At 70.9% G+C, this 24,755-nt stretch carries 24 protein-coding genes; 10 read left to right on the top strand and 14 right to left on the bottom strand.

The genetic code is table 11. From position 1 onward, the window contains the following. Positions 1 to 168 precede the first annotated feature (168 nt). The 5 genes from AB0H32_RS02500 to AB0H32_RS02480 are packed head-to-tail and all read left to right on the top strand — an operon-like array spanning position 169 to position 7,521. Complete coding sequence (locus tag AB0H32_RS02500; protein WP_361112989.1) at positions 169 to 2,421, top strand: cache and HAMP domain-containing protein; 2,253 nt, start codon at positions 169 to 171, stop codon at positions 2,419 to 2,421. A 15-nt stretch (positions 2,422 to 2,436) separates the two neighbouring features. Then, entirely contained in the window at positions 2,437 to 3,900 is a 1,464-nt protein-coding gene (gene pgsB, locus AB0H32_RS02495) for a poly-gamma-glutamate synthase PgsB (protein WP_361112986.1), read from the top strand. Next, a complete protein-coding gene (locus AB0H32_RS02490; RefSeq protein ID WP_361112983.1) occupies positions 3,897 to 4,379 on the top strand; it encodes a poly-gamma-glutamate biosynthesis protein PgsC/CapC in 483 nt (160 codons plus the stop codon). Before pgsB ends, AB0H32_RS02490 begins: the two co-directional genes overlap by 4 nt. Before the next feature lie 41 nt (positions 4,380 to 4,420). Continuing rightward, positions 4,421 to 5,512, top strand: a complete 1,092-nt coding sequence (locus AB0H32_RS02485; RefSeq protein ID WP_361112980.1) for an NlpC/P60 family protein — start codon at positions 4,421 to 4,423, stop codon at positions 5,510 to 5,512. A gap of 56 nt (positions 5,513 to 5,568) precedes the next feature. Further along, positions 5,569 to 7,521 (top strand): glycosyltransferase family 39 protein, encoded by a 1,953-nt coding sequence (locus AB0H32_RS02480; RefSeq protein WP_361112977.1) that lies wholly within the window; start codon positions 5,569 to 5,571, stop codon positions 7,519 to 7,521. A gap of 256 nt (positions 7,522 to 7,777) precedes the next feature. Here AB0H32_RS02480 and AB0H32_RS02475 read toward each other — a convergent pair whose 3' ends face one another. After that, on the bottom strand, positions 7,778 to 8,581 hold the full coding sequence (locus tag AB0H32_RS02475; protein WP_361112974.1) for a calcium-binding protein: 804 nt from the start codon (positions 8,579 to 8,581) through the stop codon (positions 7,778 to 7,780). A 506-nt stretch (positions 8,582 to 9,087) separates the two neighbouring features. Beyond that, positions 9,088 to 10,038: a LysR family transcriptional regulator gene (locus AB0H32_RS02470; RefSeq protein WP_361112971.1), complete on the bottom strand. Its 951-nt coding sequence runs from the start codon at positions 10,036 to 10,038 to the stop codon at positions 9,088 to 9,090. A gap of 160 nt (positions 10,039 to 10,198) precedes the next feature. Between AB0H32_RS02470 and AB0H32_RS02465 the strand changes: the two genes are divergently transcribed. From AB0H32_RS02465 to AB0H32_RS02455, 3 genes are all read left to right on the top strand, one after another. After that, entirely contained in the window at positions 10,199 to 11,119 is a 921-nt protein-coding gene (locus tag AB0H32_RS02465; protein ID WP_361112968.1) for a zinc-binding dehydrogenase, read from the top strand. A 120-nt stretch (positions 11,120 to 11,239) separates the two neighbouring features. Beyond that, positions 11,240 to 11,677 carry a nuclear transport factor 2 family protein gene (locus AB0H32_RS02460; protein ID WP_361112965.1) on the top strand — a complete coding sequence of 146 codons (438 nt, stop codon included), beginning with the start codon at positions 11,240 to 11,242 and terminating at the stop codon, positions 11,675 to 11,677. A 382-nt stretch (positions 11,678 to 12,059) separates the two neighbouring features. Next, positions 12,060 to 12,548 carry a DoxX family protein gene (locus tag AB0H32_RS02455; RefSeq protein WP_361112962.1) on the top strand — a complete coding sequence of 163 codons (489 nt, stop codon included), beginning with the start codon at positions 12,060 to 12,062 and terminating at the stop codon, positions 12,546 to 12,548. Positions 12,549 to 13,264: 716 nt separating this feature from the next. On the opposite strand, the gene AB0H32_RS02450 is transcribed toward AB0H32_RS02455, so the two are convergent. The 5 genes from AB0H32_RS02450 to AB0H32_RS02430 all read right to left on the bottom strand — a co-directional run bounded on the left by AB0H32_RS02450 (position 13,265) and on the right by AB0H32_RS02430 (position 16,758). After that, entirely contained in the window at positions 13,265 to 13,411 is a 147-nt protein-coding gene (locus AB0H32_RS02450; RefSeq protein ID WP_361112959.1) for a hypothetical protein, read from the bottom strand. A gap of 442 nt (positions 13,412 to 13,853) precedes the next feature. Then, positions 13,854 to 14,753, bottom strand: coding sequence for a hypothetical protein (locus AB0H32_RS02445; RefSeq protein ID WP_361112956.1), 900 nt, complete (start codon positions 14,751 to 14,753; stop codon positions 13,854 to 13,856). A gap of 407 nt (positions 14,754 to 15,160) precedes the next feature. Further along, positions 15,161 to 15,583, bottom strand: a complete 423-nt coding sequence (locus AB0H32_RS02440) for an arsenate reductase ArsC (protein WP_361112953.1) — start codon at positions 15,581 to 15,583, stop codon at positions 15,161 to 15,163. A 27-nt stretch (positions 15,584 to 15,610) separates the two neighbouring features. Continuing rightward, a complete protein-coding gene (locus AB0H32_RS02435; RefSeq protein WP_361112950.1) occupies positions 15,611 to 16,354 on the bottom strand; it encodes an MIP/aquaporin family protein in 744 nt (247 codons plus the stop codon). Continuing rightward, entirely contained in the window at positions 16,351 to 16,758 is a 408-nt protein-coding gene (locus AB0H32_RS02430; RefSeq protein ID WP_361112947.1) for a metalloregulator ArsR/SmtB family transcription factor, read from the bottom strand. The genes AB0H32_RS02435 and AB0H32_RS02430 overlap by 4 nt, the downstream gene beginning before the upstream one ends. A gap of 80 nt (positions 16,759 to 16,838) precedes the next feature. On the opposite strand from AB0H32_RS02430, the gene AB0H32_RS02425 reads away from it, so the two are divergent. After that, on the top strand, positions 16,839 to 17,312 hold the full coding sequence (locus AB0H32_RS02425; protein ID WP_361112944.1) for an ArsI/CadI family heavy metal resistance metalloenzyme: 474 nt from the start codon (positions 16,839 to 16,841) through the stop codon (positions 17,310 to 17,312). 154 nt (positions 17,313 to 17,466) lie between these two features. On the opposite strand, the gene AB0H32_RS02420 is transcribed toward AB0H32_RS02425, so the two are convergent. From AB0H32_RS02420 to AB0H32_RS02405, 4 genes are all read right to left on the bottom strand, one after another. Continuing rightward, the gene (locus AB0H32_RS02420; protein WP_361112941.1) at positions 17,467 to 18,111 is read right to left on the bottom strand and encodes a response regulator transcription factor; all 645 of its coding nucleotides are present in this window, start codon (positions 18,109 to 18,111) and stop codon (positions 17,467 to 17,469) included. Next, on the bottom strand, positions 18,099 to 19,349 hold the full coding sequence (locus AB0H32_RS02415; RefSeq protein WP_361112938.1) for a histidine kinase: 1,251 nt from the start codon (positions 19,347 to 19,349) through the stop codon (positions 18,099 to 18,101). The genes AB0H32_RS02420 and AB0H32_RS02415 overlap by 13 nt, the downstream gene beginning before the upstream one ends. 804 nt (positions 19,350 to 20,153) lie before the next feature. Next, a complete protein-coding gene (locus AB0H32_RS02410) occupies positions 20,154 to 21,350 on the bottom strand; it encodes an NAD(P)/FAD-dependent oxidoreductase (RefSeq protein ID WP_361112936.1) in 1,197 nt (398 codons plus the stop codon). A gap of 34 nt (positions 21,351 to 21,384) precedes the next feature. Next, a complete protein-coding gene (locus tag AB0H32_RS02405; protein ID WP_361112933.1) occupies positions 21,385 to 21,876 on the bottom strand; it encodes a hypothetical protein in 492 nt (163 codons plus the stop codon). A gap of 106 nt (positions 21,877 to 21,982) precedes the next feature. On the opposite strand from AB0H32_RS02405, the gene AB0H32_RS02400 reads away from it, so the two are divergent. Then, entirely contained in the window at positions 21,983 to 22,642 is a 660-nt protein-coding gene (locus AB0H32_RS02400) for a PadR family transcriptional regulator (RefSeq protein ID WP_361112930.1), read from the top strand. Positions 22,643 to 22,767: 125 nt separating this feature from the next. Here AB0H32_RS02400 and AB0H32_RS02395 read toward each other — a convergent pair whose 3' ends face one another. The 3 genes from AB0H32_RS02395 to AB0H32_RS02385 form a co-directional block, all read right to left on the bottom strand. After that, the gene (locus tag AB0H32_RS02395; protein WP_361112927.1) at positions 22,768 to 23,118 is read right to left on the bottom strand and encodes a hypothetical protein; all 351 of its coding nucleotides are present in this window, start codon (positions 23,116 to 23,118) and stop codon (positions 22,768 to 22,770) included. Positions 23,119 to 23,230: 112 nt separating this feature from the next. Next, positions 23,231 to 23,599 carry a hypothetical protein gene (locus AB0H32_RS02390; protein ID WP_361112924.1) on the bottom strand — a complete coding sequence of 123 codons (369 nt, stop codon included), beginning with the start codon at positions 23,597 to 23,599 and terminating at the stop codon, positions 23,231 to 23,233. A 199-nt stretch (positions 23,600 to 23,798) separates the two neighbouring features. Next, positions 23,799 to 24,620: a helix-turn-helix domain-containing protein gene (locus AB0H32_RS02385; RefSeq protein ID WP_361112921.1), complete on the bottom strand. Its 822-nt coding sequence runs from the start codon at positions 24,618 to 24,620 to the stop codon at positions 23,799 to 23,801. Positions 24,621 to 24,755: the final 135 nt, after the last annotated feature.

Genomic DNA, 24,755 nt, shown 5'->3' with positions numbered 1-24,755 from the left:
GACGAAAGTGTGATGGTTATGTCATCACGTGAAGCTAGAGTGTTCGCCCTATCGAACATTCGGGCGCTCGGCGCCAATTGAGGAAGGATCCCTGCCCTGCCCTCCGCACCCCGGGCGCCGCGCCGACACCGCATCCGCCGCCGCGCCGACATGCCGATGCTTGGCGGGGTGCGCCCGCCTATCGCCTCACTCGTCGTACTCCTGCTGGTGGTCGCCGCCCTGGCCGTGATCGGGCTCGACGGCATCCACGCGGCGCGTATGCCGCAGGCCGTATTGGACGGCGAGCAGCAGATCGCCGCGGACACCGCGCTGTCGACGCGCACCACGATCGACGTCGAGGCCGGCACCGTACGCCGTACGGCCAACGCGTACCCGGCGACGGGCACATCGACCCCCACGACCGCGCTCAAAGCGCTGACGTCCGCCAGGAAGGGGGTCCTCGGCAGTGCGCTGCTCGACCCGCACACCGGCAAACTGCTGGCGGCCGGCGGCAAGACGGTGCCGCTGGCCGGCGTGGACGTCGCCAAGGCGGCGTCCGGGCACGGGGCGATCCCGCCCCGGCTGGTGACTTCGGGCGGCACGCGGCAACTGCTGTACTTCGCCAGGGTCACGCTGCCCGCACAGCAGGAGGACGCCAACCAGGACCAGAACCAGGTCCCGGGCCGGACCGAGCGGCAGTGGCTGCTGGTGGTCTCCGAGGCGCTCCCCGCCCTCACGACGTACGGCGACGGACGCACCGCCGAAGTGCTGGACGCGAGCGGCACGGCGCTCGCCACCACGGCCCACGGCGCGGCGTCGCCGGCCGCCGCCGACAGCGGTCTGCCCGCGGCGGCGACCCGCGCGGCGAAGGGGTCGGGGCGTGACACCGACGCCTCGGGAAGCCTGCTGGGCGCCACCACGGGCACCCGGCACACGGTGGCCGGCTGGGCCCAGGTCGCCTCGACGACCGGTTCGGGCGACACCGACGACCTCGGTCTGGTGGTGCTCACCTCGCGCACGGTGCCCGCCACGACCACCGCCGCCGACTACTCGGGCTTCGCGCTCGAGGCCGCAGGGGCGCTGGTAGTGGTCGCGCTGCTGCTCGGGCTGGCGCTGCACTTCTCCGTGCAGCGGCCGCTGCTGCGGCTGTACCTGTCCGCCGGCCGCCTGGCCCGGGGCGCGACCGAGGACGGGCCGACCGCGCGGGAGGAGCTGTTCCGGCCGGTTCCGGTGCACGGCTTCGGGGAACTGGCACGGATCGGGCGGGCGCTGGAGTCACTGCGCCGGCAACTGCTCGGCGAGAGCGGCCCGCAGGAGTTCCCGGCCCGGCGCGGACCGGGCTACCGGGCGCTGGCCGTGGTCGGCGTGCTGGTGGTGGCCTGCTGGGCGGTGCCGATGATCTTCCTGCTGAACCGGGCGGACACCGCGACCGCGGTTCCGGCTCCGGTCCTCGCGGACCAGCAGACGCGCACCGAGATCGCGACGAACCGGATCCGGCAGTCCCTCGACCAGTCGTACACCGACCTGAGCGACGCGGCAGCAAGTCTGCCGGGCAGGAGCCGGGCCGCCCAGACCGAGGTGCTGCAGCACGCCCTCGACGACCACAAGCAGTACCGCTCGCTGTATCTCCTCGATCGCACGGGCGACATCACGCTGAGGGTGGGCGACACACCGCTGCGCACCCTCGTCCACGTGCCCGGCGGTGGCGGGATCACCACCGTCAACACCTCGGGCCGGATCCCGGCGATCGCCGCCTACGCCCAGGTCCGGGCCGTCAAGGGCAAGGCATCGGCGGCCGGGGTGGTCCTGTTCGGCGAGATCGACGTGAAGGCTCTCAACTCCATTCTGCCCAGGCCGAAGCTGGGCAGCGTCTGGGTGACGGACCGCGACGACAAGGTGCTGGCGGCGAGCGTGGGCTACCGCGCCTTCCAGTCGCTGCCCGACTCCGGCCTGGCCCGTCTCGCCCGCGCCACCCAGGGCGCCCCGGGGACCGCCGGCACCGCGACCTCGCGGGTGCTCCGCACGTCCTCCGGCCCATCGGTCGACGCCGCCGCGCCGCTGGCACAGAGCGGCCTGACAGCCCGCCTCGGCTGGCACGTGGTGACCGCGGAACCCGCGGCAGCGCTCCAGATCCCCGCGGTGCAGGCCGAGCAGCGCACCATGCTCGCCGGGATCCTGGGCCTCACCCTGGGCGCAGCCTGCCTGGGCTGGCTGCATGTCGTGGTGATCCGGCCGCTGCGCGCGGTCGCCGTGCTCGTCGAGCGGCTCGCCGGCGGAGACCGCCGCACCGTGCTGCACCCGGTCAACCACGACGAGATCGGCTCGGTCACCCGCAGCCTGGAGCTGATGCGCCAGGCCCTGGCGGAACGCGACCGGGCGGCCAGAGCCGGCCACGCCGCCGGACCGTCCCGGTCCCTGCGTGAGAACACCCTCCAGCGGTAGAAGGACGGAATCGGCGTGCTCTTCCTCTATGTCATAGTCCTGCTGTGCTGCGCCGCGCTGTGGATCGCCGGAATCCTGGAGCAGCAGCGGCACTTCGCCTCGCTGGAGCAGATACCGACGCGCGTGCTGGTCAACGGCATCCGCGGCAAGAGTTCGATCACCCGGCTGTGCGCGGGCGCGCTGCGCGGCGGTGGACTGGTCACGGTGGCCAAGACCACCGGCACCGCGGCCCGGTTCATCCATCCGGATGCCACCGAGGAGCCGGTGTACCGCAAGTTCGGCATCTCCAACATCGTCGAGCAGATCGGTATCGTGCGGCGGGCGGCGACCTACCGGCCGGACGCGCTGGTGATCGAGTGCATGGCGGTGATGCCCGCGCTGCAGGAGATCAACCAGGAGAAGCTGATCCGTTCCACGATCGGCGTGCTGTGCAACGTCCGCGAGGACCATCTGGAGGAGATGGGGCCGACGCTGGACGACGTCGCCCGCTCGCTCTCCCGCTCCATGCCTGTGGGCGGGGTGTGCGTGACGGCGGAGAAGGACCGGCTGCACATCCTCCAGGAGGAGGCCGACAAGCGGAACTGCCGTCTGATCGCGGTCGATCCGGAGGCGGTGACCGACGAGGAACTGCGCGGCTTCAGCTGGTTCACCTTCAAGGAGAACGTGGCGATCGCGCTCGCGGTCGCCGAACTGCTCGGCGTGGAGCGGCAGACCGCGATGCAGGGCATGTGGGACGCGCCGCCCGACCCGGGTGTGCTGTCGGTGGAGCGCTACGTCACCCCCGAGGGCAAGCGGCTGCGGTTCGCCAACGTCTTCGCGGCCAACGATCCCGAGTCGACGCTGATGAACGTCAAGCAGCTCGAGGACCTGGGCGCGATCAGACGGCCGATCAACGTGGTCATCAACTGCCGCCCGGACCGGGTGGAGCGCAACGGCCAGATGGGCGCGATCGTCCCCGACCTCGCCGCCGAGACGGTGTTCCTGATCGGCCACCCGACCAAGAGCGCCCGCGACGCGATTCCGGCCGGCTTCACCGGGCGGGTGGTGGATCTCGGCGGCGACCGCCGGGACCCCGAGGAGCTGACCGTGGCGATGCTCGCGGAACTCGGACCGGACTCCTCGCTGGTGGCGATCGGCAACATCCACGGCCAGGGCGAGCTGTTCCTGGAATGCCTCGCCGAGCTGCCGCTGGACGACTCCGAGGACCCGCTGGACGCCGTACCCGACGGTGACGGCCTGGACCAGGAGACGATGCAGATCGCGCTGCCCCGGCCGCGGATCGCGACGGCCCGGCCGCCCGAGCCGGAGCCGTACAGCTGGGTGGCACCGCTGGAGACACCGGCGTACGGCTTCCACGTCCCTGCGCAGCGCGAACTCGCCAGCCGGTTCGCCGCCCGCGAGGGCCGGCCCGACGGCGAGAACACCGTGGGCGACCCGCACCACTCCTACGATCCGTCCCAGCCCACGAGGAACCCGTGATCCCCGCCAACCTCACCGCACAGACCGCCGCGCTCGGGATCGCCCTCGGGCTGATCTTCTCGCTCGTCTGCTATCTGACCACCAACCTCTCCCCCGGGGGCATGATCACCCCGGGCTGGATCGCCCTCACGCTCATCACCGACGTGAAGATGGCCGGGCTGATGGTCGGTGTCGCGGCGCTCACGTACTTCATGACAAAGCTGGTGCAACGCACGGTGATCCTCTACGGCAAGCGGCTGTTCGCCGCCGTGGTGCTGTGCGCGGTGCTGATGCAGACCACCGTGATGCTCGCCCTCAGCCACGAGTTTCCGCTGCTGTACACGTCACAGACCCTTGGCTTCATCGTCCCCGGCCTGGTCTCCTACCAGATGGCCCGCCAGCCGCTGGCGGCCACGCTCATCTCGACCACGGCGGTGACGCTGGCCACGTACGTGGTGCTGGTCTCCGGTCTGCTGATCGGCGTCCTGCCCACCGGGTGACCTGCCCACCCCCTCACCTCGCACTTCCAGGAGGAACGGCCATGCACTCCGAACCCGCCGGCAGACGCAGCCGCCCGACTCGCCGCGCCCTGCTCGGGACGATCGCGGGCGTGGCGGCCGCCGGGGTGGCGGGCGGGTACGCCTGGGACCACCTCGGGCACGGGAGCAGCGGCAGCGACGACCGCGGCGGTACGGCCGCCGACGGCACGGGCACCGGCTCGAGCGCCCGGCACAGCGGGAAGCACACCTTCGAGCGGCTGTCCGGCCCCGACCGCACCGTGGTCCGTGCCGCCGACGGCAGCACGCTCGCCACGTTCACCGACGGAGCCCGTACGGCCGTACTCACCGGGCCCACCCGCAGCTTCAGTGAGCCGCGGACCACCGAGGCCAAGGTGAGCACGGACGCCTGGGTGCGGGTGCTGCCGCACCAGTGGCAGCGGGACATGGAGAAGTCCGCCTGGTTCACGGGCTGGTTCCGCAAGGCGCTCGGCGACACCAGCCCGGACGTCTTCGCGGTGGCGTTCGAGTACAGCAGCGCCGGGGCGCCCGACAAGCACAACGCCCGCGGCGTGCGCTACGCGGGCACCGCGCACTTCGGCCCGCGCAATGCCAAGGTCAACAACCCGCTGGACTTCGCCTACCACGACGAACAGTCCGACTTCTACGACTATCTGGGCATTCCCTGGACCTTCGCCGACGGCACGCGCGTGCAGCCGGAGCAGGCCCGCTACGGCGACGTCGACTGCTCCGGCTTCCAGCGTCTGGTGTGGGGCTACCGCATGGGCATCCCCCTGCACAACACCAACGCCCGGGGCACCGGTCTGCCGCGCCGCGCCTTCGCCATCGCCGCCTACGGTCCCGGCCGCCTGGTGATCCCCGACACCGGCAAGCAGCCCACCGAACTGGGCGCCCTGCAACCCGGCGATCTGGTCTTCTTCGCCATCATCAAGGACCGGCCGGACTTCATCGACCACTGCGGCATGTACATGGGTCTCGACGACCAGGGCCGCCACCGCTTCTACTCCAGCCGCTCCGCCGCCAACGGCCCCACCCTGGGCGACCTGTCGGGCCGCTCGCTGCTGGACGGCACCGACTTCTACGCCCGCGGCTTCCGGGCGGCCCGCCGCCTGTGACCCCGCCGCCCGTGCACCGCCGCTCCACCTGACCTGCTGATCCGAGGACCACTGCCATGACCGCCATCCCCGCCGCCCAGCCCACCGGAGCGCACCGAGGCCGACGGGCGGCCAGCCGCCGCTCCGGCCGGCCGGAGGACGCCCCGCGCTGGGAGCGCCCGGCGCTCGCCGCGGTGCTGGTCGTCGCCACGGTGCTGTACTCCTGGGGCATCGGGCACGCCGCGCTCCACCCCTTCTACGGTGCGGCGATACGGTCGATGGCCGGCAGCTGGCGTGCCTTCTTCTTCGGCGGGCTCGACGCCGCCGGTTCGATCAGCATCGACAAGCTGCCCGGCGCCTTCTGGCCCGACGCCGTCTCCGTCTGGCTCTTCGGCCCGCACACCTGGGCGGCCGCGCTTCCGCAGGTCGTCGAGGGCGTACTCACCGTATGGCTGTTGCACCGGATCGTACGGGCCTGGGCCGGTCCGTTCGCCGCGCTGATCGCCGCGCTGACGCTCACCCTCACCCCGGTCACCGTGGTCCTCGCGCGGGCCACCATCCCGGACACCGCGCTCACCCTGCTCCTGGTGGCGGCCGCCGGAGCGCTGCAGAAGGCGGTGCGCACCGAACGGCTGCTGCCGCTGATCACCTGCGGGATCTGGGTGGGGCTCGCCTTCCAGGCGAAGATGCTGCAGGCGTGGCTGGTGCTGCCGGTCTTCGCCGCCGTGTACCAACTGGTTGCTCCCGGAACGCCGTTGAAGCGGGCTCTGCGCGTCCTGCTGAGCGGTGCGGTCGCGCTGGCGGTCTCCTGCCTCTGGGTGCTGATCGCCTGGGCGACACCGGCCTCCGGCCGTCCGTACCTCGACGGAACGACCGACAACAATCCGTTCGCCCTGGTCTTCGGCTACAACGGCCTGAGCCGCTTCAGCAGCGATTCCAGCGCGTTCGGAGCCGTCGCGGGCACCGCCGCCAGCCGCACCACCGGCAACACCGGCTGGGACATGCTGATCAACCACACGGTCGGCCCGCAGGTCGCCTGGTTCCTGCCTCTCGCCGTGCTCGCCGCGGTCCTGGGCGTCGTGTGGCGCGCGGGGCAGCCGCGAACCGACCTGCTGCGCGCGGGATTTCTGATGTGGGGTGGCTGGCTGGCCGTGCACGCCATGGTGTTCAGCGCCTCCAACGGCAACCACGCCTACTACACGGCCGTCATCGCCCCGGCGCTCGCCGCGCTGGCCGGCGGCGGGCTCGCCCTCTTCCGATCGGAGTACGAGTCGGAGCAGGAAGCCGAGCACTCGGCGGAGTACTCGGCTGGGCAGAAGGCGGGCGGTCGGCGGCACATGGCGCTGCCGGCCGCGATCGTGCTGACGGCGGCGTGGGCGCTGGTGCTCGACTGGCCCACCCGATTCGTCTCCTGGCTGGTGCCGGTCGCTGTGATGCTCGCGCTGTGCGGCGTGGTGGGCCTGTGGACCCGCGGGCCGCGCACCTCCCCGCGGATGGTCCACGCCGCCCTCGCCGCCGGGATCGCGGCCACCCTGGTCGTACCGGCCGGCTGGGCCGCCTCCAGCCTCGACCCGCTCTACGCGGGCGCCGCCACCTCGCCGATGACCGGTCCGGTCGGCAACGCGTACCACGACAGCGTCCATCACCGCCACGCTCCGCGGAGGATAGGGCTCGACCGGCCCAGCGCCCGCGACACCGCCCTGCTCGACTACCTCACCACGCACCGCCACGGCGAGAAGTACCTGCTCGCCACCCAGGCCGCCTACACCGCCGAGCCCCTGCTGCGCGCGAAGTCCGAGCCCGTCCTCGTCATGGGCGGCTTCACCGGCAGCACCCCCTTCCCCAGCGCCCAGCAGCTCGGCAGCCTCGTCACCGCCCACGAGCTGCGCTATGCGCTGCTCACCACCCAGCGCCCCACCACCACCGCCACCACCTGGGTGAAGTCCCACTGCACCCGCGTCCGGCCCACCGCCTACGGCCGCCGCACCGACGGCAGCTTCGCCCTCTACGACTGCAACCCCAAGAAGTGAGGCGACGCCCCTGGAGATGAGGCGACGCCCCCAAGAGGTGAGGCGACGCCCCGGACCCAGGGACCGCGGTCGGCGGCCGAGTTCCGACGGTCCACCTGCCAAGCCAAGGGCGCGAGTTCGGTTCTCGCCACCCGCTCCGTGCGCCCCCCGGGTCCGAGACCCGGGGGGTTTCGTGATTGTCGTCCGGACCGACGGCCGGGGGGTGCGCACGCCTGGCGCACGTCTGGCGTGCGAGCCGTCGAGGACGGTGTTCGGCCTATTGCACGTCCACGAAGTCGCCGGTCGCCTTGACGGCCGGGGTGGTGGAGGTGCCCGCGAAGTTCCAGCGCCAGTAGCCGTCTTCGGAGGCGGGCACCGTGGTCGTCAGGTTGCCGGTGCTGGAGGTGTACACGGTCTTGACGGTGGTGTAGGCCGTGGTACCGGCCTTGCGGAACTGGAGCTTGACCGGCTGGTTGGTGTAACCCCGGTAAGCGAGATTGTCCCAGTCGGCCCGGGTGAGCTTGCCGGTGACGGTGAGGGTCTTGCCCTCGGCGACCGGCTCCGGGCCTGCGTCCACGGTGAGTTTGGAGTGCCGCTGCAGGCGGGTCGTGGTGTAGCTCGCCGTGTGGGTCCAGCTGTCGTCGTTGGCCACCCCCTGCACGCTGACCTTCCATGTGCTGGCGTGGGCGTTGGTGAGCGCGGTGCCTCCGTACTTCCAGTCCGGTTCGAGGGAGAACGTCTGCGAGCAGGTGGAGGTGGTGGCACTTGAGGCGACGCAGTCCGCATGGCTGTCGTACTGGTCGGACACGATGCGGTCGTCGTAGGTCTCGTAGGGGTTCGCCCCGTCCGGTCCACGCCACAGGACGAAGTCCGCGTCCTGGATGCCCGAGGGGTGGGTGAAGGTCCCTGACACCGTGATCGTCCTGGCGTAGAGATCGACCACGATGTTCTTGCCACTGTCGAAGGAGACGTTGCTGATCTGGACGTCGGTCTGGGTCTCGCCCGCGTAGGCACCGGGGGCGGCGAAGCCGGTCAGCGCGGTGACGGCACCGAGGACGGCAAGGGCAGCGCGATTGCGCATGTATCTCCTTCACGAGGGGAAGAGGGGGAAGCCGCCGGGCAGGCCACGGCGGGGCGGTCGAAGCCGGTCAGGGGCCGGTGACGGACCTGGTCGTGTGCGGGAAGGTCTCCTGCCGCCGGATCACCGCCGAGTCGCCGGTGCCGTCGGAGCCGGCCTCCGGCCGGGACAGCGGACATCGTTGCGTTGATCGCGATCCCGGCGCCGCAGCGGCAGGAACCCCGGCAAAGACACGACGCTTCGGCGAACGCCGACGACGTGGTGCACGCGGAGCCACCCTCATCCCCCAGTTCACATGGCCATATGGCTTGGGCACAGCAGTCACACAGACTGCTCGCAGTCTCCAGCGCATCTGCATGCCCAAACGTCACAGTGCGGTAGGGACGGTCTGACCGAGGCCGCCTCTCAGCACCCCGTCCGTACTGCCCCTACAGGCCCCCACCCGCCGCGGGGTGGGCTCACCGTCCATCTGCCAGGCCCCACAGCCTCATTGGGGGGAGACCGGGCGTCTAACGGACCGCGAGTTTCGGGTGGTCGGTGTCGGGGAGCCAGTCGCACTGCGGTCTGTACTCCAGCCAGCGCCGGGTACGGCCGGCTTCGGCGAAGCCGCGCAGCAGGGTGTCGAGCAGAGGGTGGCGGGACGACTCGCGCCAGGCCAGCGACCACGCGTACAGCGGTGTCGGCTCGACGAGCGGGATGCAGCGCAGGCCCATGTGGTCCGGCAGCGGCGCGTCGGCGGGGAAGACGGTGAAGCCCTCGGGGTCGGCGCGGAGGTGCTGGAGCAGGTGGTCCAGGCCCAGATTCGGGCCGTCGTGCCGTCGCGTGATCCGGAACTCGTCCGCGAAGCGGCGCAGGAAGTCCAGACGGTTCAGTTCGGCCGGGCACCACAGGACGCTGTCGCACAGGTCGGCCGGACGCAGTGCGTCGGCGCCGGCCAACGGGTGGGACGGGCCGACCACCACGTCGACGGGTTCCAACCGCACCAGACGCTGGGTGAGTTCCGCATCCCGCCCGTCGGGCAGCGGGTGCACCCGGCCGAATCCCAGGTCCGTGTCACCGCGCAGCAGCGCTTGCGCAACCGATGGCCAGTCACGCCCCGGGCCCGGCTCCCACCGCACCGCGCCGAGCGCCGGTACGGCCTCGGCGACCGTGCGCATCGGCGCGTACAGATGACCCCACGTGTCGATCCGTACGACCGGTCCGGCGCCCGTCACCGCCGCGATCGCCCGCTCGCCGGCCGCAAGCGCCTCGCGAGCGGCCGGCAGGAACCGCTCCCCCGCCTCGCTCAGCCGGGTGCCGCCCTGCCGCTCGAAGAGCCGCACGCCCAGCAACTCCTCCAGCCGCGCCATGCGTTTGGACAGCGCCTGCTGACTGGTGCTCAACTCCTCGGCGGCTCGCCCGAAGTGCAGTGTGCCGGCGGTCGCGACAAAGGCGCGGACCAGGGCGAGGTCAAGGTCCATGCGGCCGACCCTACGCGACAACCGCACGTTGTCGGTCAAGCCGCTTGGTTGTTGGCCGGGGCGCCACACCACGCGGTCGGATGGTCCCGGAAGCCACACCGGGGGACGGCCCGAGAGCCGCACCGAGGAACGGCCCGAGGCCACCGAGGAGATGACCACGATGAAAGCCTTCGTACCGACCGGAGATCCCGCCGAGCCGGTCGTGCTCGCCGACGTCGCCGAGCCGACACCGCGCCCCGACGAGGCGCTGGTGAAGGTCGAGGCGTTCTCGGTCAACCGGGGCGAGACGTTCAAGCTGGAGAAGCCCGCCCCCGGCGAGCGCCCTGGCAAGGACATCACGGGCCTGGTGGTGCAGTCGGCCGCGGACGGCAGCGGACCGTCCGGAATCACACGGGTCGTCGGCCACCCCATGTCAGGCGGCTGGGCGGAGTACGTGGCGGTGCCGACCACCGCGCTCGCCGAGCTGCCGGACAGCGTCTCCGTGCTCCAGGGCGCGGCGCTGCCGCTGGCCGGTCTCACCGCGCTGCGGCTGCTGCGCGCTGCCGGACCGGTGCTGGGCCGGCGGGTACTGCTGACCGGTGCCTCCGGAGGCGTGGGCCACTTCGTCACCGAACTCGCGGCCGCCGCCGGGGCCCAGGTCACCGCCGTGACCAGGGACGCCGAACGCGGCGCCCGGCTTGCCGCACTCGGCGCCGCCGAGATCGTCCATGACGTCGTCGACGCCCGAGGTCCGTACGACATCGTGCTGGAGTCGACCGGCGGCCAGGCCCTCCCGCTCGCGCTGGCGCGGCTCGCCAGGCGCGGCACGCTCATCTGGTTCGGGCAGGCCAGCCGCACACCGGCGACGCTCGACTTCTTCGACTTCTTCGCCGGACCCGAATCGGCGGTCATCCGCCACTTCCACTACCTCGACGCCGACACCCGCCTCGACGACGACCTGGCGGCACTCGTCCGGCTGACCGCCGAAGGCCGCCTGCACCCCGAGATCGGCAGGGTCACGGACTGGGCCGGCACCGCGACCACCCTCACCGACCTGCGCGACCGCCGCATCCGCGGCAAGGCCGTCCTCACCCTCTCCTGAACCACGCCGGAACGACCGGACCCAGAAGGACCGGACGCAGCCCGGACGCAAGAACAACCGACGCAAGAACAACCGGACGCAAGAACAACCGGACGCAAGAACGACTGAAGGAGCAAGACCATGACCACCGCCACCGACCCCAGGGCCGTCGTCATCCGCTACGTCGAGGCCGTACGCGACGGCGCCGCCGACGTCATCCACGACAGCTTCGCGGCAGACGCAACCTGGCACTACCCGGGCACCCTGCCCGTCTCCAAGGTGTGGCAGGGCCGCGACCAGATCATCAACGAGTTCCTCGGCGGCATGGGAACGGTCTTCGTCCCCGGCACCCTGGAGATCGAGCTGGTCAGCACGATCGCCGAGGGCGACCGCGTGGTGGCCGAGTGGACCTCGAAGGCCGAGACCGTCTGTGGCGGCACCTACGACAACCGCTGCCTCGGCATCTACACGGTGCGCGACGGCAAGATCGTCTCCGTCATCGAATACGCCGACACCCAGCACGTGGCCGCGACTCTCTTCCCCGGCCATGACGCCCCGGGGCCCGCCGCCACCGAGTGAGTCACGCCCGGCGCAATCAAGGGTCTTGGTGTGGTTGCGGTGGCCGGGTGCCTGGACAGCACGCGTCTCCCAGATGTGCTGGAACTCCTCGCTGTCGGCGCTCAGTTCGGCCGGAAGGACGGCGGGTTGCGGGTGGGTCGTGCGGGTAGCCGTCGGCGCCCCGGCGCAGCCGCGCCGAAGCGTGCGCGAGATGGCCGCCGTAGCCCTCACACGCGACGTGTGGAGCGATCAGGGCGCCGCCGCGAGGCTGCCCGTTCAGAGAAAACCCAGAGCTTCGGGCGGCTGGTGCAGACCTTCATCCCGCGCTACATCTGAGCTGTCATGTCCATGAGTGAAATCTGGGTCCGCCGACAGGTTTCCGCGATCCGAGGAGTAACCCCCCATGCACTTCTCACCAGCACTGACGTTACGCACCGCGCGGCCCGTCGTGCAGGCCGTGTTCCGCCTGGTGACCGGCTTCCTCTTCGCCTGCCACGGCGCGGCGTCCCTGTTCGGAGTCCTGGGCGGCGCCCACGGCGGCGGCACGGTGCCCACCCTGCAGTGGCCCGGCTGGTGGGCCGCGGCCATTGAACTGGCGGGTGGAGTCCTGGTGGCCCTGGGCCTGTTCACACGCACCACGGCCATCATCTGCTCCGGGTCCATGGCCTATGCCTACTTCAGCGTCCACCAGTCGAACGCGCTGTTTCCGATCGACAACGGGGGCGAGCCGGCCGTCCAGTTCTGCTGGGCGTTCCTGCTGATCGCCTGCCTCGGCCCCGGCGCCTACGCGGTCGAGACGCTCCTGAAGAGAGGCGCGACCGCCACAGCCGACGACGACGCGGCACCTTTGCCCACGTCGTGGTCTCCGGTCCTCCCGCCGGCAGAGCACTGAAGCACCGGCACGGGAGCCCCTCGGCGATCACGAGGGGCTCCCCGGAAGCCGTTGGCCCCATGCCCTACGCCTCGCACGGCGCGGACGGGAAAGCGGGCCCGCACCTCGATCACCTTGGTGAGGAAGGGCCTGCTCAACAGCAGCGGACCTGTGCCACCGCCTTGCGGAAGTCACCGGTCGCGCGAGCAGCCCGACCGGGATCGTGAAGTACACCGGCGTTGTCCACAGGGCTGTGGACAACCGCAGCAAGCGGCTCTGGGCCGTGCTCCCGCACCACTGCGGGATCCCAGCCCTCGACCGCAATCCGGGCGGCGAGGACATCGGACCCCTCGGCCGTCCGCTCAGGTTGGCTCAGGCGTTGGGACGCTTGCCGTGATTGGCCTTCTTCTTCTTACGGGCGCGTCGCTTGTTCCCTCGCTTGGCCATGGCGCACATCTCCCTAATTCGGGGCTTTCTGCAACTTCGCCAGTCTAGATTCGGCCCGGAGTGTCCGCATCAGCCCTGGGCCGTCCGACGCCGCGCCACAGCAGCCGACAACGGCCGATGACACCCTTCAGGCGCCCGCTACCAACGCCCTGACCAGGAAAGATCCAGCCCCCAAGATCCCCGGCAAGACCCGGGGCAAGAAGAAGCAGCTCCTCCTGATCAAGTCCCCTGCCTGCGGGTTCTTCGCCGGTGGGGCCTTGTCGTGGGGCGGGGGCGTCTGCTTCTCCGGCTCACAGGACCGGGCCGCGCTCGTCGGCCTCGCCCGCGCTGAGGCCCGTGTGCTCACGGATCACGCTCTCCACGGCGTCGGGATCGTCCGGAGTGATGAACGGACGCACGCCCCAACCGACGTCGAGGATGAGTCCCGTGCTCTTCACCGGCCGTTGCGGATCCAGGTGCACATTCTGCGCAGACCCGTGTCTCAAGTAGGCCGCGGCCGACGCATTGCGTCATGACACTGCAGTTCGTGGCTTGACACGCGACACGGCGCCCCATTGCTTCGGTGCTTCGGGAGACAACTGCGCGAACGCGCCTCAGCGGCCTGCTCACTGCCCCACAGCGCGTAGATCGTCCGGCTCGCGGGCGCGCGGACAGTGCCGATGGGCTTCAGACCCCGCTGGGAGGGTTCAACGTGGCCCGGAGGGACCGCGCGGTGGTTGCCGTGCCCCCGCTGGCCGATCTCTGCACAGCTACGGATCAGAAGGTTGCGAGGGGCAGCACGCGGACGACCCTCGAGCCCCCTTCCCGGCCGGGAGGGGGCTCGTTGGTCTGCGGTGGCGTGCGAGCCCGTGAGGACGGTGCTGCAGTGGAGGCCGGGGATCAGCCGATGCAGCCGGGTACCGGGTCGCCCCCGCAGTTGTTCGGGGTGTTGGCCGCGACCCGGCTGACGCGCAGGGTCACGGTGCCGCCATTGTTGTAGATGCCGCCGGCGTTCGTGCCGGCGGTGTTGTTGCTGATGTTGCTGGTGGTCACTGTTGAGGTGCCGCCGCTGGCGTTGGGCACGCCGTTGGCAAGGCCACCGCCGACGTTGTGCGCGGTGTTGTTGACGAGGTTGGAGGAGTTGATCCTCAGCGTTCCGATGCTGGCGACGGCGCCGCCTGCGCCGTCGGCCGTGTTCGTGTTGAACTGGCTGGCGTTGATGGTCAACGTGCCGTCACTGACGATGGCGCCGCCGTTGTTGGCTGCGGTGTTGCCCGTGAAGACGGACGTGTTCACCTGCGCCTGGGAGCCGCTGAACACACTGATGCCGCCGCCGAAGTTGGCGTGGTTGTTGCGAATCACCGCGCTGGTGACGGTCAGGAAGCCATTGCCCGTGACGACGATTGCGCCGCCGGCACCGTTCTGGACCGAGCTGCCCGTGGCATCACCGTTGGTGAGGATGGTCGTCCGCAGGGTCAGGTTGCCGCCGTTGACCGTGAGGATGCGGAACGTTCCTGACGTTCGGGTGATGGTGTCACCGTTGCCGTTGATGACGACCGGTGAGGTGATGGCAGGCAGCTCGGTGGTCAGCTGGTAGGTGCAACCGGGCGCCAGATTGAGGGTGTCGCTCGCGGGGGTGCTGTTGGCGGTGTTGATGGCGGTCTGCAGGGCGGTCTCGCTGCATGCCACGGGCAGCGTCGCGGCTGAGGCAGGGGCGGCCAGCGCGACGGGGGCGAGCGTGGCGGCGATGACCGTGCTGAGCATGTGGGCGGCCCGAGAAAGGGACTTATGCGTGAGCATGTCACTCCTTGTGAACTCGTACCTGCCGCGTGCGTCCAGCCCATCGAAAAGGGTTATGCGGCGCCGCAGGCTTGTGCGTCGAGCGAGAAGTGCCCGACCGGCCGAGTAGCGTCACGGATCAATCCCGATTTACGCCGTATGGTCGCGTACGGTGCACCTTGTTGGTCGAGTCCGTGTCTGCGACGCGCTCGATTCAGCTGCAGGCCAGGGGGCGGAGCGAGCGGGCAGATCGGCGGCATCCCCCAAGAGCGCCGACCTCCGTCTTGCCAAAGTATTCGCGCTGTGCAGCAGCAGGGCTGTGGCGTTCGATCAGTGCGACGTCGCGTCATATGTCGCGGTGCCGGCCGAACAGGACGTCGTCGGCGTGCTCGGGGCCCATGGGCACGATACGAACGCCCGCCGGGCGTTCATCGTTGCGGCTCCGGTGCGATCCCACCGACCAGGGACCGGACACGCCTTTCGATCTCGTCACGGATCGGGCGGACAGCCGCAACTCCCTGTCCGGCCGGGTCGGGAAGCTCCCAGTCGAGGTACCGCTTCCCGGGAAAGACCGGGCAGGTGTCACCGCAGCCCATCGTGATCACGACGTCGGACGCCTGGACGGCCTCCACGGTGAGCACCTTGGGGATCTCGGCCGAGATGTCGATGCCCGCCTCCGCCATGGCTTCGACGACGGCGGGGTTCACCGTGTCGGCGGGGGCGGAGCCGGCCGAGCGCACCTGGACGCGGTCACCGGCCAAGTGCGTGAGAAAGGCGGCGGCCATCTGTGAGCGCCCGGCGTTGTGGACGCAGACGAACAGGACGGACGGGCGCTCGGCGGGAGTGGTCATGGCGGGTGTCTTTCTGGGCGCGGCGGATCAGGAGGCGGGGGGAGCGGCGAGTTCGGGTTCGCCCTGGGCGGGGACGGTGCCGGTCCGCGTCGGCGCGGGGTGGGCGAACACGGCGGCCACCAGGCCGAGGCCGAGTGCCGCACCGGCGATCTGTGCCGCGATGAACGGGCCGACCGAGGCGGGCGCGATGCCGGCGAACGTGTCGGTGAAGGCACGGCCGACGGTGACGGCCGGGTTGGCGAACGACGTGGAGGACGTGAACCAGTACGCCGCCCCGATGTAGGACGCCACGGCCACCGGCGCGAAGTGGGCCCGGCCGGTGCGGGCCAGCCCGAAGATCAGCAGGACGAGTCCGGCGGTCGCGACCAGTTCGCCCAGCCACAGGTGACCGGCGGAGCGGTCATGGGTGGACCATTGCACCAAGGGCTTGGCGAACATGGCGTCGGCCAGGACGGCGCCGCCGATCGCTCCGGCCGTCTGTGCGGGGACGTAGGCGGCCACGTCGCGAAGGGTCGTCCCGTCGGGGGTGCGCCGGCCGGTGAACCAGGCCACGAGGGTGACCACAGGGTTGAAGTGCGCGCCGGAGACCGGTCCGAACAGCGCGATGAGCACGCCCAGACCGAACACGGTGGCCAGCGAGTTGGCCAGCAGCTGCACGCCGACGTCATGGGTCAGTTCGGTGGCCTGGACGCCGGAGCCGACCACCACGGCGACCAGCGCGGCCGACCCCACGGCTTCGGCGAGGACCCGGCGCCCGAGAGGTGCGCTCACGCGGTCTTCCCGATCTTCTCGGTCTTCTCGGTCTTCTCGGTCTTCTGCGCGGTCGTCAGGAACGCGGACAGCCGGTCCAGGGTGCCGGGGAGCACCCAGTAGTAGACCCACGTGCCCCTGCGCTCGCAGTCGATCAGACCGGCCTGCCGGAGCAGCTTGAGGTGGTGCGAGATCGTCGGCTGAGTCAGGTCGAAGGCCGGGGTCAGGTCACACACACAGACCTCGCCGCCCGCCCGCGAAGCGATCATCGACAGCAGGCGCAGCCGGACCGGGTCACCCAGCGCCTTGAACATCTTCGCCAGCGCGGCCGCCTGGACCTCGTCCAGAGGCGCGGCCGACGGCCCCGGGCAACAGGCAGCGGACCGATCGTCCTGCCCGAGCACCACAAGTTCTTGCTTCGACATTCTTCTATGTTGACGTTCCTCGATCCAAGGCGCAAACTCTGTATTGACAGACATCAATGCAAGCAGATGGGAGTCACGTCATGTCCCGTGCCCAGCTCGCCCTGCGTGTCAGCGACCTCGAAGCGTCGATCACCTTCTACTCGAAGCTCTTCGGCACCGAACCGGCCAAGCGACGCGAGCGCTATGCCAACTTCGCCATCACCGAGCCCCCGCTCAAGCTCGTGCTCATCGAGGGCGAGCCCGGCGAGGAAACCCGCCTGGACCACCTCGGCGTCGAGGTCGAGTCCACCGAGCAGGTCAACGCCGCCACCAACCGGCTGAAGGACGCCGGCCTGGCCACCTTCGCGGAGAACGACACCTCCTGCTGCTACGCCCTCCAGGACAAGGTGTGGGTGCACGGCCCCGGCAAGGAGCCGTGGGAGGTGTACGTGGTCAAGGCCGACGCCGACACCCTCGGCAAGAGCGCCGGCCCCGACGCCACGGGCGACGGCTGCTGCACCGGCCGGCCCACCGAGGCGGCCACGGCAGCCGCCGGATGCGCCTGCGGCCAGTAATGCGCAGACTCAGGTCCGCGCCCGCGCCGCAGGCGACGACGGCAGGGCGAGCGCCGGAAGAACCAGGCGTCCACGCAGGCACCCTCGCCGGCATGATGGCGTGACGGAGGGAGCGGTGCAGCCGGGTGCGGCTGGGCGGTGCGGCTTGCGGTTCTCAGGAGACGCCGAGGAATCGCAGTACGGCGAGCACCCGGCGGTGGTCCGCGTCCGCCTTCGGCAGGTCGAGCTTGGCGAAGATGCTGTTGATGTGCTTGGCCACCGCGCTCTCGCTGATCACGAGCAGTTCGGCTGTCCCGGCGTTGGACCGGCCGCCCGCCATCAGCTCCAGGACCTCGCGTTCCCGGGGGGTGAGCCGGTCCAGCGGATCGCTGTGGCGGCGCACCAGCAGCTGGGAGACCACCTGTGGGTCCAGTGCGGTGCCGCCCGCGGCCACCCGCCGCACGGCTTCGGCGAACTCCTCGACGTCCGCGACCCGTTGCTTGAGCAGATAGCCGATCCCCGAGGTGTGGGCGGACAGCAGATCGGCCGCGTACCGCTCCTCCACGTACTGGGAGAGGAGCAGAACCGCTGTCTGCGGCCACTGCCGCTTGACGACCAGCGCGGCCCGCACCCCTTCGTCCGTGAAGCCGGGGGGCATACGGACGTCCATCACCGCTATGTCCGGCCGGTGTTCCTCCACCGCCGACAGAAGCGTCTCGGCGTCACCGGCTTCGGCGACCACCTCGAACCCGGCCATCTCCAGGACCTTGACCAGGCCGATCCGGAGCAGCACGGAATCCTCGGCGATCACGGCACGCACGGCAACTCCACAGTCATCACGGTCGGCCCCCCGACGGGGCTGTCGACCGACAGCGTGCCATCCACCGACGCGACCCGCTTGGCCAGCCCCGCCAGCCCGGTGCCACCGGCGGGGTCGGCGCCGCCCACACCGTCATCGCTGATGACGACCAGCAGGGTCGGCCCGAAACGCTCCACGCAGACCTCGGCCATGGACGCCTCGGCGTGCTTCACCACGTTCGTCAGCGCTTCGGAGACGACGAAGTAGGCGACGGCCTCGATCGTGGGCGACGGCCTCGACGGCATGTCCACCTTCACCCGTACCGGAATGGGAGCCCTGGCCGCGACACCCGAGATCGCGGCATCGAGGCCACGGTCCTCCAGAACGGCCGGGTGCAGCCCGCGCACCAGACCGCTCAGCTCCTGTATCGCCTCCTTCGCGTCCCGGTGCGCCTCGTCGATCACACGGCGGGCGTCCTCGGGCAGGTCGGCGAGCGTTGCCCTGGCCAGCCCGAGGTTGACCGCCAAGGAGACCAGCCGCTGCTGAGCGCCGTCGTGCAGGTCCCGCTCGATGCGCCGCCGTTCGGCGTCCACGGCGTCCACCAGGCCCGCCCTGCTCTCGGTCAGGTCGTCGACCCGGCGGGCCAACTGCTCCTCACGGCTGGGCCCGAGCAGGACGGTCGCGATGCGGGTGTCGAGCCGGGAGAGGGCGCCGGACAGCCACGCCGCCGCGTAGAGCAGAGCGATGCCGGCAGCGGTGACGTAGGCCGCCCAGGTGGTGTACCCGGGGTGGTCGACGCGCCAGTCGAGGGGCACCAGCCAGAGCCACCCGTAGACCGAGACGGCCGTGCCGGCCGCGACCCACATCAGGAGGACGAGGGCCGCCGCGAGGGCCAGGAGCGGCCCGTCCAGCAGGTGGTACGTGAGCTGCCGCCGTCCGGCCGGGGTCCGCATCCATGCGAGCCGCCCGGGACGCCGCCCCGCGTGGGGCGGGGGGATGTCCACGCCGAGCCGGGTACGGAAGCGGCCGTGCTGCGCCGCGGTGACCAGCGGCCCGGCCAGCGCGACAGCGGTCAACGGGACGAGAACCGCGAGAAGAACGGCCCACATCTCGGCCGGTACGAAGAGCATCCACGGCAGCGCCATGACGAGGAGCACACCGAGCTGGATCAGGACGCCCGTGGCAAGAAACGCGACCGGGCGTCCGACTCCTTCGAACGGCCGCAGGATCACGCGCCGCAGGCGGGCAGTTGTATGCATGGGAAGACGGTAGACGTCGAGGTCAGGGGTGATCCATGGCGTAGGCGCCCGCCCCGGGGGTGCAACCAGTGCCACCACGGAACGGACATCCGTGTTACTGACTGTGACCGCCTCCCGGCGGAGGCTTGGGGCCATGAGGGAGAGCCGCAGACGCGAGGGGACCGAACCGATGAGCGCGCCGAGTGACCGTCGGCCACATGATGCCGTGCGCCGGCCGACCGGTGGCGGAACCCGTCACCGGTACCGCATGGAACACGTCCTGGTCGGCTGCGGACTGGCCCTGCTGCCCTGGCTGGTCGTGCTGGCGGGCGGTCTGCCCGCAACCGCCGATGCCGGGGACCGGTACATGGTCTGGGTCGGCCTGGACGCCTTGGAGGCCCTGGGCCTGATCGCCACGGGGCTGCTGACCGGACGCGGCCACCACCTGCACCCGCTCACGGCCACCGCCACCGCGACGCTGCTGGTGGCCGATGCCTGGTTCGACACGATGACCGCGGCACCGGGCGTGGATCAGATCTCGGCGGTGGCGATGGCGTTCGGCGCGGAGCTGCCGCTGGCGGTGATGTGCGCCGTACTGGCGGCACGGGGGCACGCCCGCCCCGTGGTGGACGGGCCCCCTCCCGGTCCGACTTCTTCCGCGACTGCTTCCGCGACTGCTTCCGCGACTGCTTCCGCGGCTACTTCGACGACTTCTGCGGCGACTTCTGCGGCGACTTCTTCGTCGTCGCACCTCGTACGCTCCACGCCGCCCGCGACGGCGCGGGCGCCTGAGTCGGGTGGCCGCAGTCGGATGTCGCCTGCGCGTCAGGCGGGCGCGACGGGTGCGTCCCAGTCGATCCGGTACCGGTGCGTCCAGCCGAACATCTTCTCCGGTTTCAGGAACGTCCGCGTCGCCAGCGGCATCAGCAGGGCCATGGCCCTCGTCGCGAGCGGCCCCATCGACTTCTGACTGTTGGTCTTCGCGGCCTGGGCCGCGACCTTCTCCACCCTGCCCCGCCTCAGCTGCTCGTACGTCGCGAACGCCGCGCCCGGATCGGGGATGTCACGCAGACACCGCGCCAGGTGCACCGCGCTCTCCACCGCGAGGGACGCGCCCTGCCCGGAGCTGGAGGACGGCGCGTGGGCCGCGTCGCCGACCAGGACCATCCGTCCCCGGTACCACTTCGGCACCGAAGGCAGGATCTCCAGCCCTCCGAACGTGAGGAGTTCGTCGTCGCCGGTGCCCCGGAGCAGATCGCGGCCGGGCACGTCCTTGGCGTACTTCTCCCGCAGGATCCGCATCCATGCGGCCGACGGCGTCGCACGGGCCTGCTCCGCGCTGAGCGGCTCGTCGTACGGCAGGTTGCCGAACCAGGCGGTTCCCGAGCCGGGCACCGGCCAGTAGCCGAGGAACGCGTGCGCGCCGAAGGCGAAGTACATGGCGTCCGGCCGTGCCTGAGGGACCTCGGCCTTCGAGTACGCGCCGAAACCGAGCAGTCCGGTGTACCGGGGGCCGGGCGCTGCCGGGTCGATCAGCCGCCGGACCGTCGACCGGATGCCGTCGGCCCCGACCAGCACGTCCGCGGCCACCCGGGTCCCGTCGGCGAACTCCGCGACGACGCCCGCCGGGGTCTCCTCGACTCCGGTCAGCCGCTTGCCGTACACGGTCGGTACGCCCGTCGCGGCGGCCCGTTCGCGGACTGCCCGGTACAGGTCGGCGCGCCACATCACCTGGCTGGGCGGCAGGCCCGTCAGCCCGCCGAACTCCATCATCCGCCGGCCCCGTCCGTCGGTCATGACCATGCGGTGGATCGGCTGACCGGCCAAGCCCTGGTCCACACCGACGACTTCGAGGGCGCTGAGCCCGTTGGGTGCGACCATCAGCATGCCGCCGAGGCCGTCCGCCGTGTTCTCGTAGGCCTCGTAGACGGTGGCCTCGATGCCTGCCCTGCGCAGTGCGAGGGCCGTTACCGGTCCGGCTATGCCGCCTCCGATGACGGCCGCCGTCCTGATCGCACTCATGGATCTGCCTCTTTCCCGTGCCTGGGCCGGATGTTCAGTGGCCGTGCGCGCGTGCCGGGTCGTCGACCGTCGGGTGACCGCCCGTCCTGTGGGCGAGCCGCAGGTCCTGGAGGTAGGCGCGGGAGCACATGGCGCTGAGGACCGCGATGCCGCCGCGGTGCACGCGGACCTCGCTGTCGGTTGCGACTCCGGTCAGCCGGATGCGGCGGGCGCCGGTGAGGGCCGGATCCCCGTCGTCCGTGCCCTGCACGTCCTTGACCTTGCCGCGGGCCGTCCAGCGCAGGTCCCAGTGCTCGACGACGGCGTCGTCCGGCAGCAGCAGCTTGACCGTGGCGCGCTGGAGTTCCAGGTGCAGCGCGATGTCGTCGGGCAGGTCCGGGGAACGCAGGTCGAGCACGGCCAGGCCCCGGCGGGCGCGCACCTGGATGTGTCCGGCGCGGGTCCAGTTGCCGAGCCGCTTGGTCACGGTGTGGTCGGCGTGAATGCGCTCGGTGGCGACGGTCTTCTTCGTGCTGGTGGTGGTCATCTCCGTGGTCTCCGTCCGCTCGTGGTCCTTGCTCTCTCCGTCCGTTCGATAGTTGCACTGCAACTAGTCTCACGTCAACTAGTTTCGCCGTGGGTAGTATGCGGACATGAGCACCCCGTCCCGCAGCTCCCCGCTGGCCCTGACCGTGCTGGCCCTGCTGCACCTCCAGCCGCTGCACCCGTACGGAATCCAGAGGCTGATCAAGCAGTGGGGAAAGGACCAGGTCGTCAACGTCGGCCAGCGCGCGAGCCTCTACCGGACGATCGACCGGCTGCTCGCAACGGGCCTGGTCGCGGTCCGGGAGACCGGCCGCGACCAGCAGTACCCCGAGCGGACGGTGTACGAGCTGACCGACGCGGGGCGCTCCACCATGCGCGTCTGGCTCAACGAGATGCTGGCCGCACCGAAGCAGGAGTTCCCGCAGTTCCCCGCCGCGCTGTCCTTCGTCCTCATGCTCGCGCCGGAGGAGGCCCTCGAGGTGCTGGAACAGCGCGCCGCGGCCCTCGCGCAGAGCCTTGACGCGCACGACAAGTCCCTGGCGGAGCAGACGGAGGTCCACAGCCTGCCGCGGGTGACCAGGCTCGAGGACGAGTATCTGCGGGCGATGACCGCCGCGGAACTGGACTGGATCCGCGCCGTCACGGACGATCTGCGCAGCGGCCGGCTCAGCTGGACCTTCGAAGAGCTGACCCGTTTCGCCCAGAGCACGGGGCAGCAGGCGCTGTCCGCCCGGACGCCCTCGAAGTCGGACCACGATCGGGGCTGACCGCGATCGGGGCTGACCGCGAGCCGTGCATCACAGTGAACCCCCCAGGGCATGGACCTGGGGGGTTCACTGTCTTCCGCACTCGGCGGCCTGCCGGGAGGGTGCCCCCGCGGGCCCGGAGAGGTTCAGAGCCCGGGTGCGAGCAGGGTGAGGCGCAGCAGTGCCGCGACGGCCAGCGCCGCCGGAATGCCGTACCACCACCGACGCAGCCACCCGGCCCTGGCGAACACCCACGTCAGCAGCGCCATGACGGCACAGAGGGCCAGACCGAGGCCGGTTGCGACGCGGGAGTCGGTCACCGCCTGCCGGTCCCAGGGGCCGTCCGGTTCGATGACGTAGGCCGTGAGGACGACAAAACCCGTGACCAAGGCGCCGAGGGCGAGGACGACCGCGCACAGGCCTGTGCCGATCCGGCCCGGGGGTTTCGGCCGGTGGCTCTCGTGGACATGGGTGGTCGATCCGCCGCCCGGGCTCACCTCGGCGCCGCCTTCGCGTCGTCCGGCTTCCGGCCGAGGGCGCGGCGGCGCTCCGGGGAGCCCGGGCAGGCCCGGGGTGGAGGCGTCCGCCCCGGAGCGCTCCGCGGGTGCGTCAGCCGGGTACGCAGCCGAACCAGTTCACCGTGTCCTTGTCGCTCGTGTAGCCCATGCACCTGATGGTTCTGTCGTGCACGGTCTCGGTCCGGTCGGCCTTTCCGCTCAAGTACTCCGTCTTGTAGTGGGGCTGTACGAGGGTGTCGACATCGACGACGTACCAGCGGCGCCCGTTGTCCGGCATGCTGCAGCCGTGCCCGGTCATGTTGCGGCTGGGGTCGTCGATCCATATGGGCCGTTCGGCACGGTCGCAGTGCGCGTGGTGGCCGTCGGCGGCGGCAGTGCCGGCGCCGACGCCGATCAGGGTCGTGGCGCCCGTGGCCACCGCCGCGGTGACGCCGAGCAGGCGCCTGAGAGTGGAGTTCATCGATTGGTCCTCCTGCCGGCCGTGGTGACAGCCGGGAGTCGCCAGGTCTCTTTGGTGCGATAGTCACACTTGTCCGCGATGGTCGGCCCGTCGGGCGGTGGCCCAGTCCCCCGACCCGGTGACCTCGGTCATGCCAATGCAGCAGCGGGCGGCGGCTGCCCGGCCCTGGCCGGCCGTCCGCCACTGCACCCGGGACCCCTCACGGCGTCGCGCCGTCCTCCGGTCCGGGCACGGCGTCCTTCCACACGGTGTGGAAAGCCAGCCGCAGGCAGGCCGCGAGGGCCGGGTGCTCGATGAACAGCGTGGTGGTGGAGCCCGCGCCGGCCACCGGGTCGGGCATGTCGCACAGGACGAGGGAGGCGTCGGCGATGACGAGTTTCAGCGGGAGTTCGGGGGCGAAGCGGGCCTCCTCTCCCGCGGCGGCGAAACGGCGTACGTGCTCCACCGTCCCGGGGTCGCCGAGGGCGTCGTCGAGGTAGATCGCCCGGACGGTGCCGCCCGCCCGGTGGAGACGGCGGACCACCGCTATGCCCTCCGTGTTCTCGGCGGGGGCGACGAACGGCGGTTTGCAGAACGTGAGAAGTTCGTGCTGCGCCTGGCGCTGGATGTCGGCGAAGCGCTCGGCGATGGCCTTCGGGTCGCGCAGGATCTCGATGTAGTCGAGCGGATCGGTGTGTTCCCGCCCCTGGGACCAGAGCGGCTGCAGGACACCGGCCAGCCCCTGGGAGACCCGCTCCAGCCGGTCGAGGGACTCGCGCTGCAGCGCCATCAGCCGGGCGAGGGCCAGCTCGGGCGTGACGGCGGAGTACGTGGCCACGCGCCCGGGGTGGGTGGTGGCCAGCTGCCGCCGTACGAGTGCGTCCAGCACGTCGTAGACCCGTTGGCGCGGTACGTCGGCCTCCCGGGCCGCCTCTGCGGCCGTGTACGAACCACGCCTGACGAGCGTCAGGTAGACCCGTGCCTCGTAGCGGGCCAGGCCCAGTGACATCAGGTCGTTGACGGATCCCTCTTCCAGCTCCATGGCTGCACAAGGTAGCGGCGGACGGCCGGGAGTTGAGGGCAAGGTTTTACCAACTGCCTCTATTCCGACGGACAAGTTGTCAATAGCCTCATCAGTAGCCACCACTGACCGGGGTGGCAACAACCAACAGCATGC

Source organism: Streptomyces sp. NPDC020362 (assembly GCF_040642095.1).
Lineage (GTDB): Bacteria > Actinomycetota > Actinomycetes > Streptomycetales > Streptomycetaceae > Streptomyces.
The sequence above is the reverse complement of the archived record's forward strand: the minus strand, read 5'-3'. Positions and strand labels throughout refer to the sequence as shown.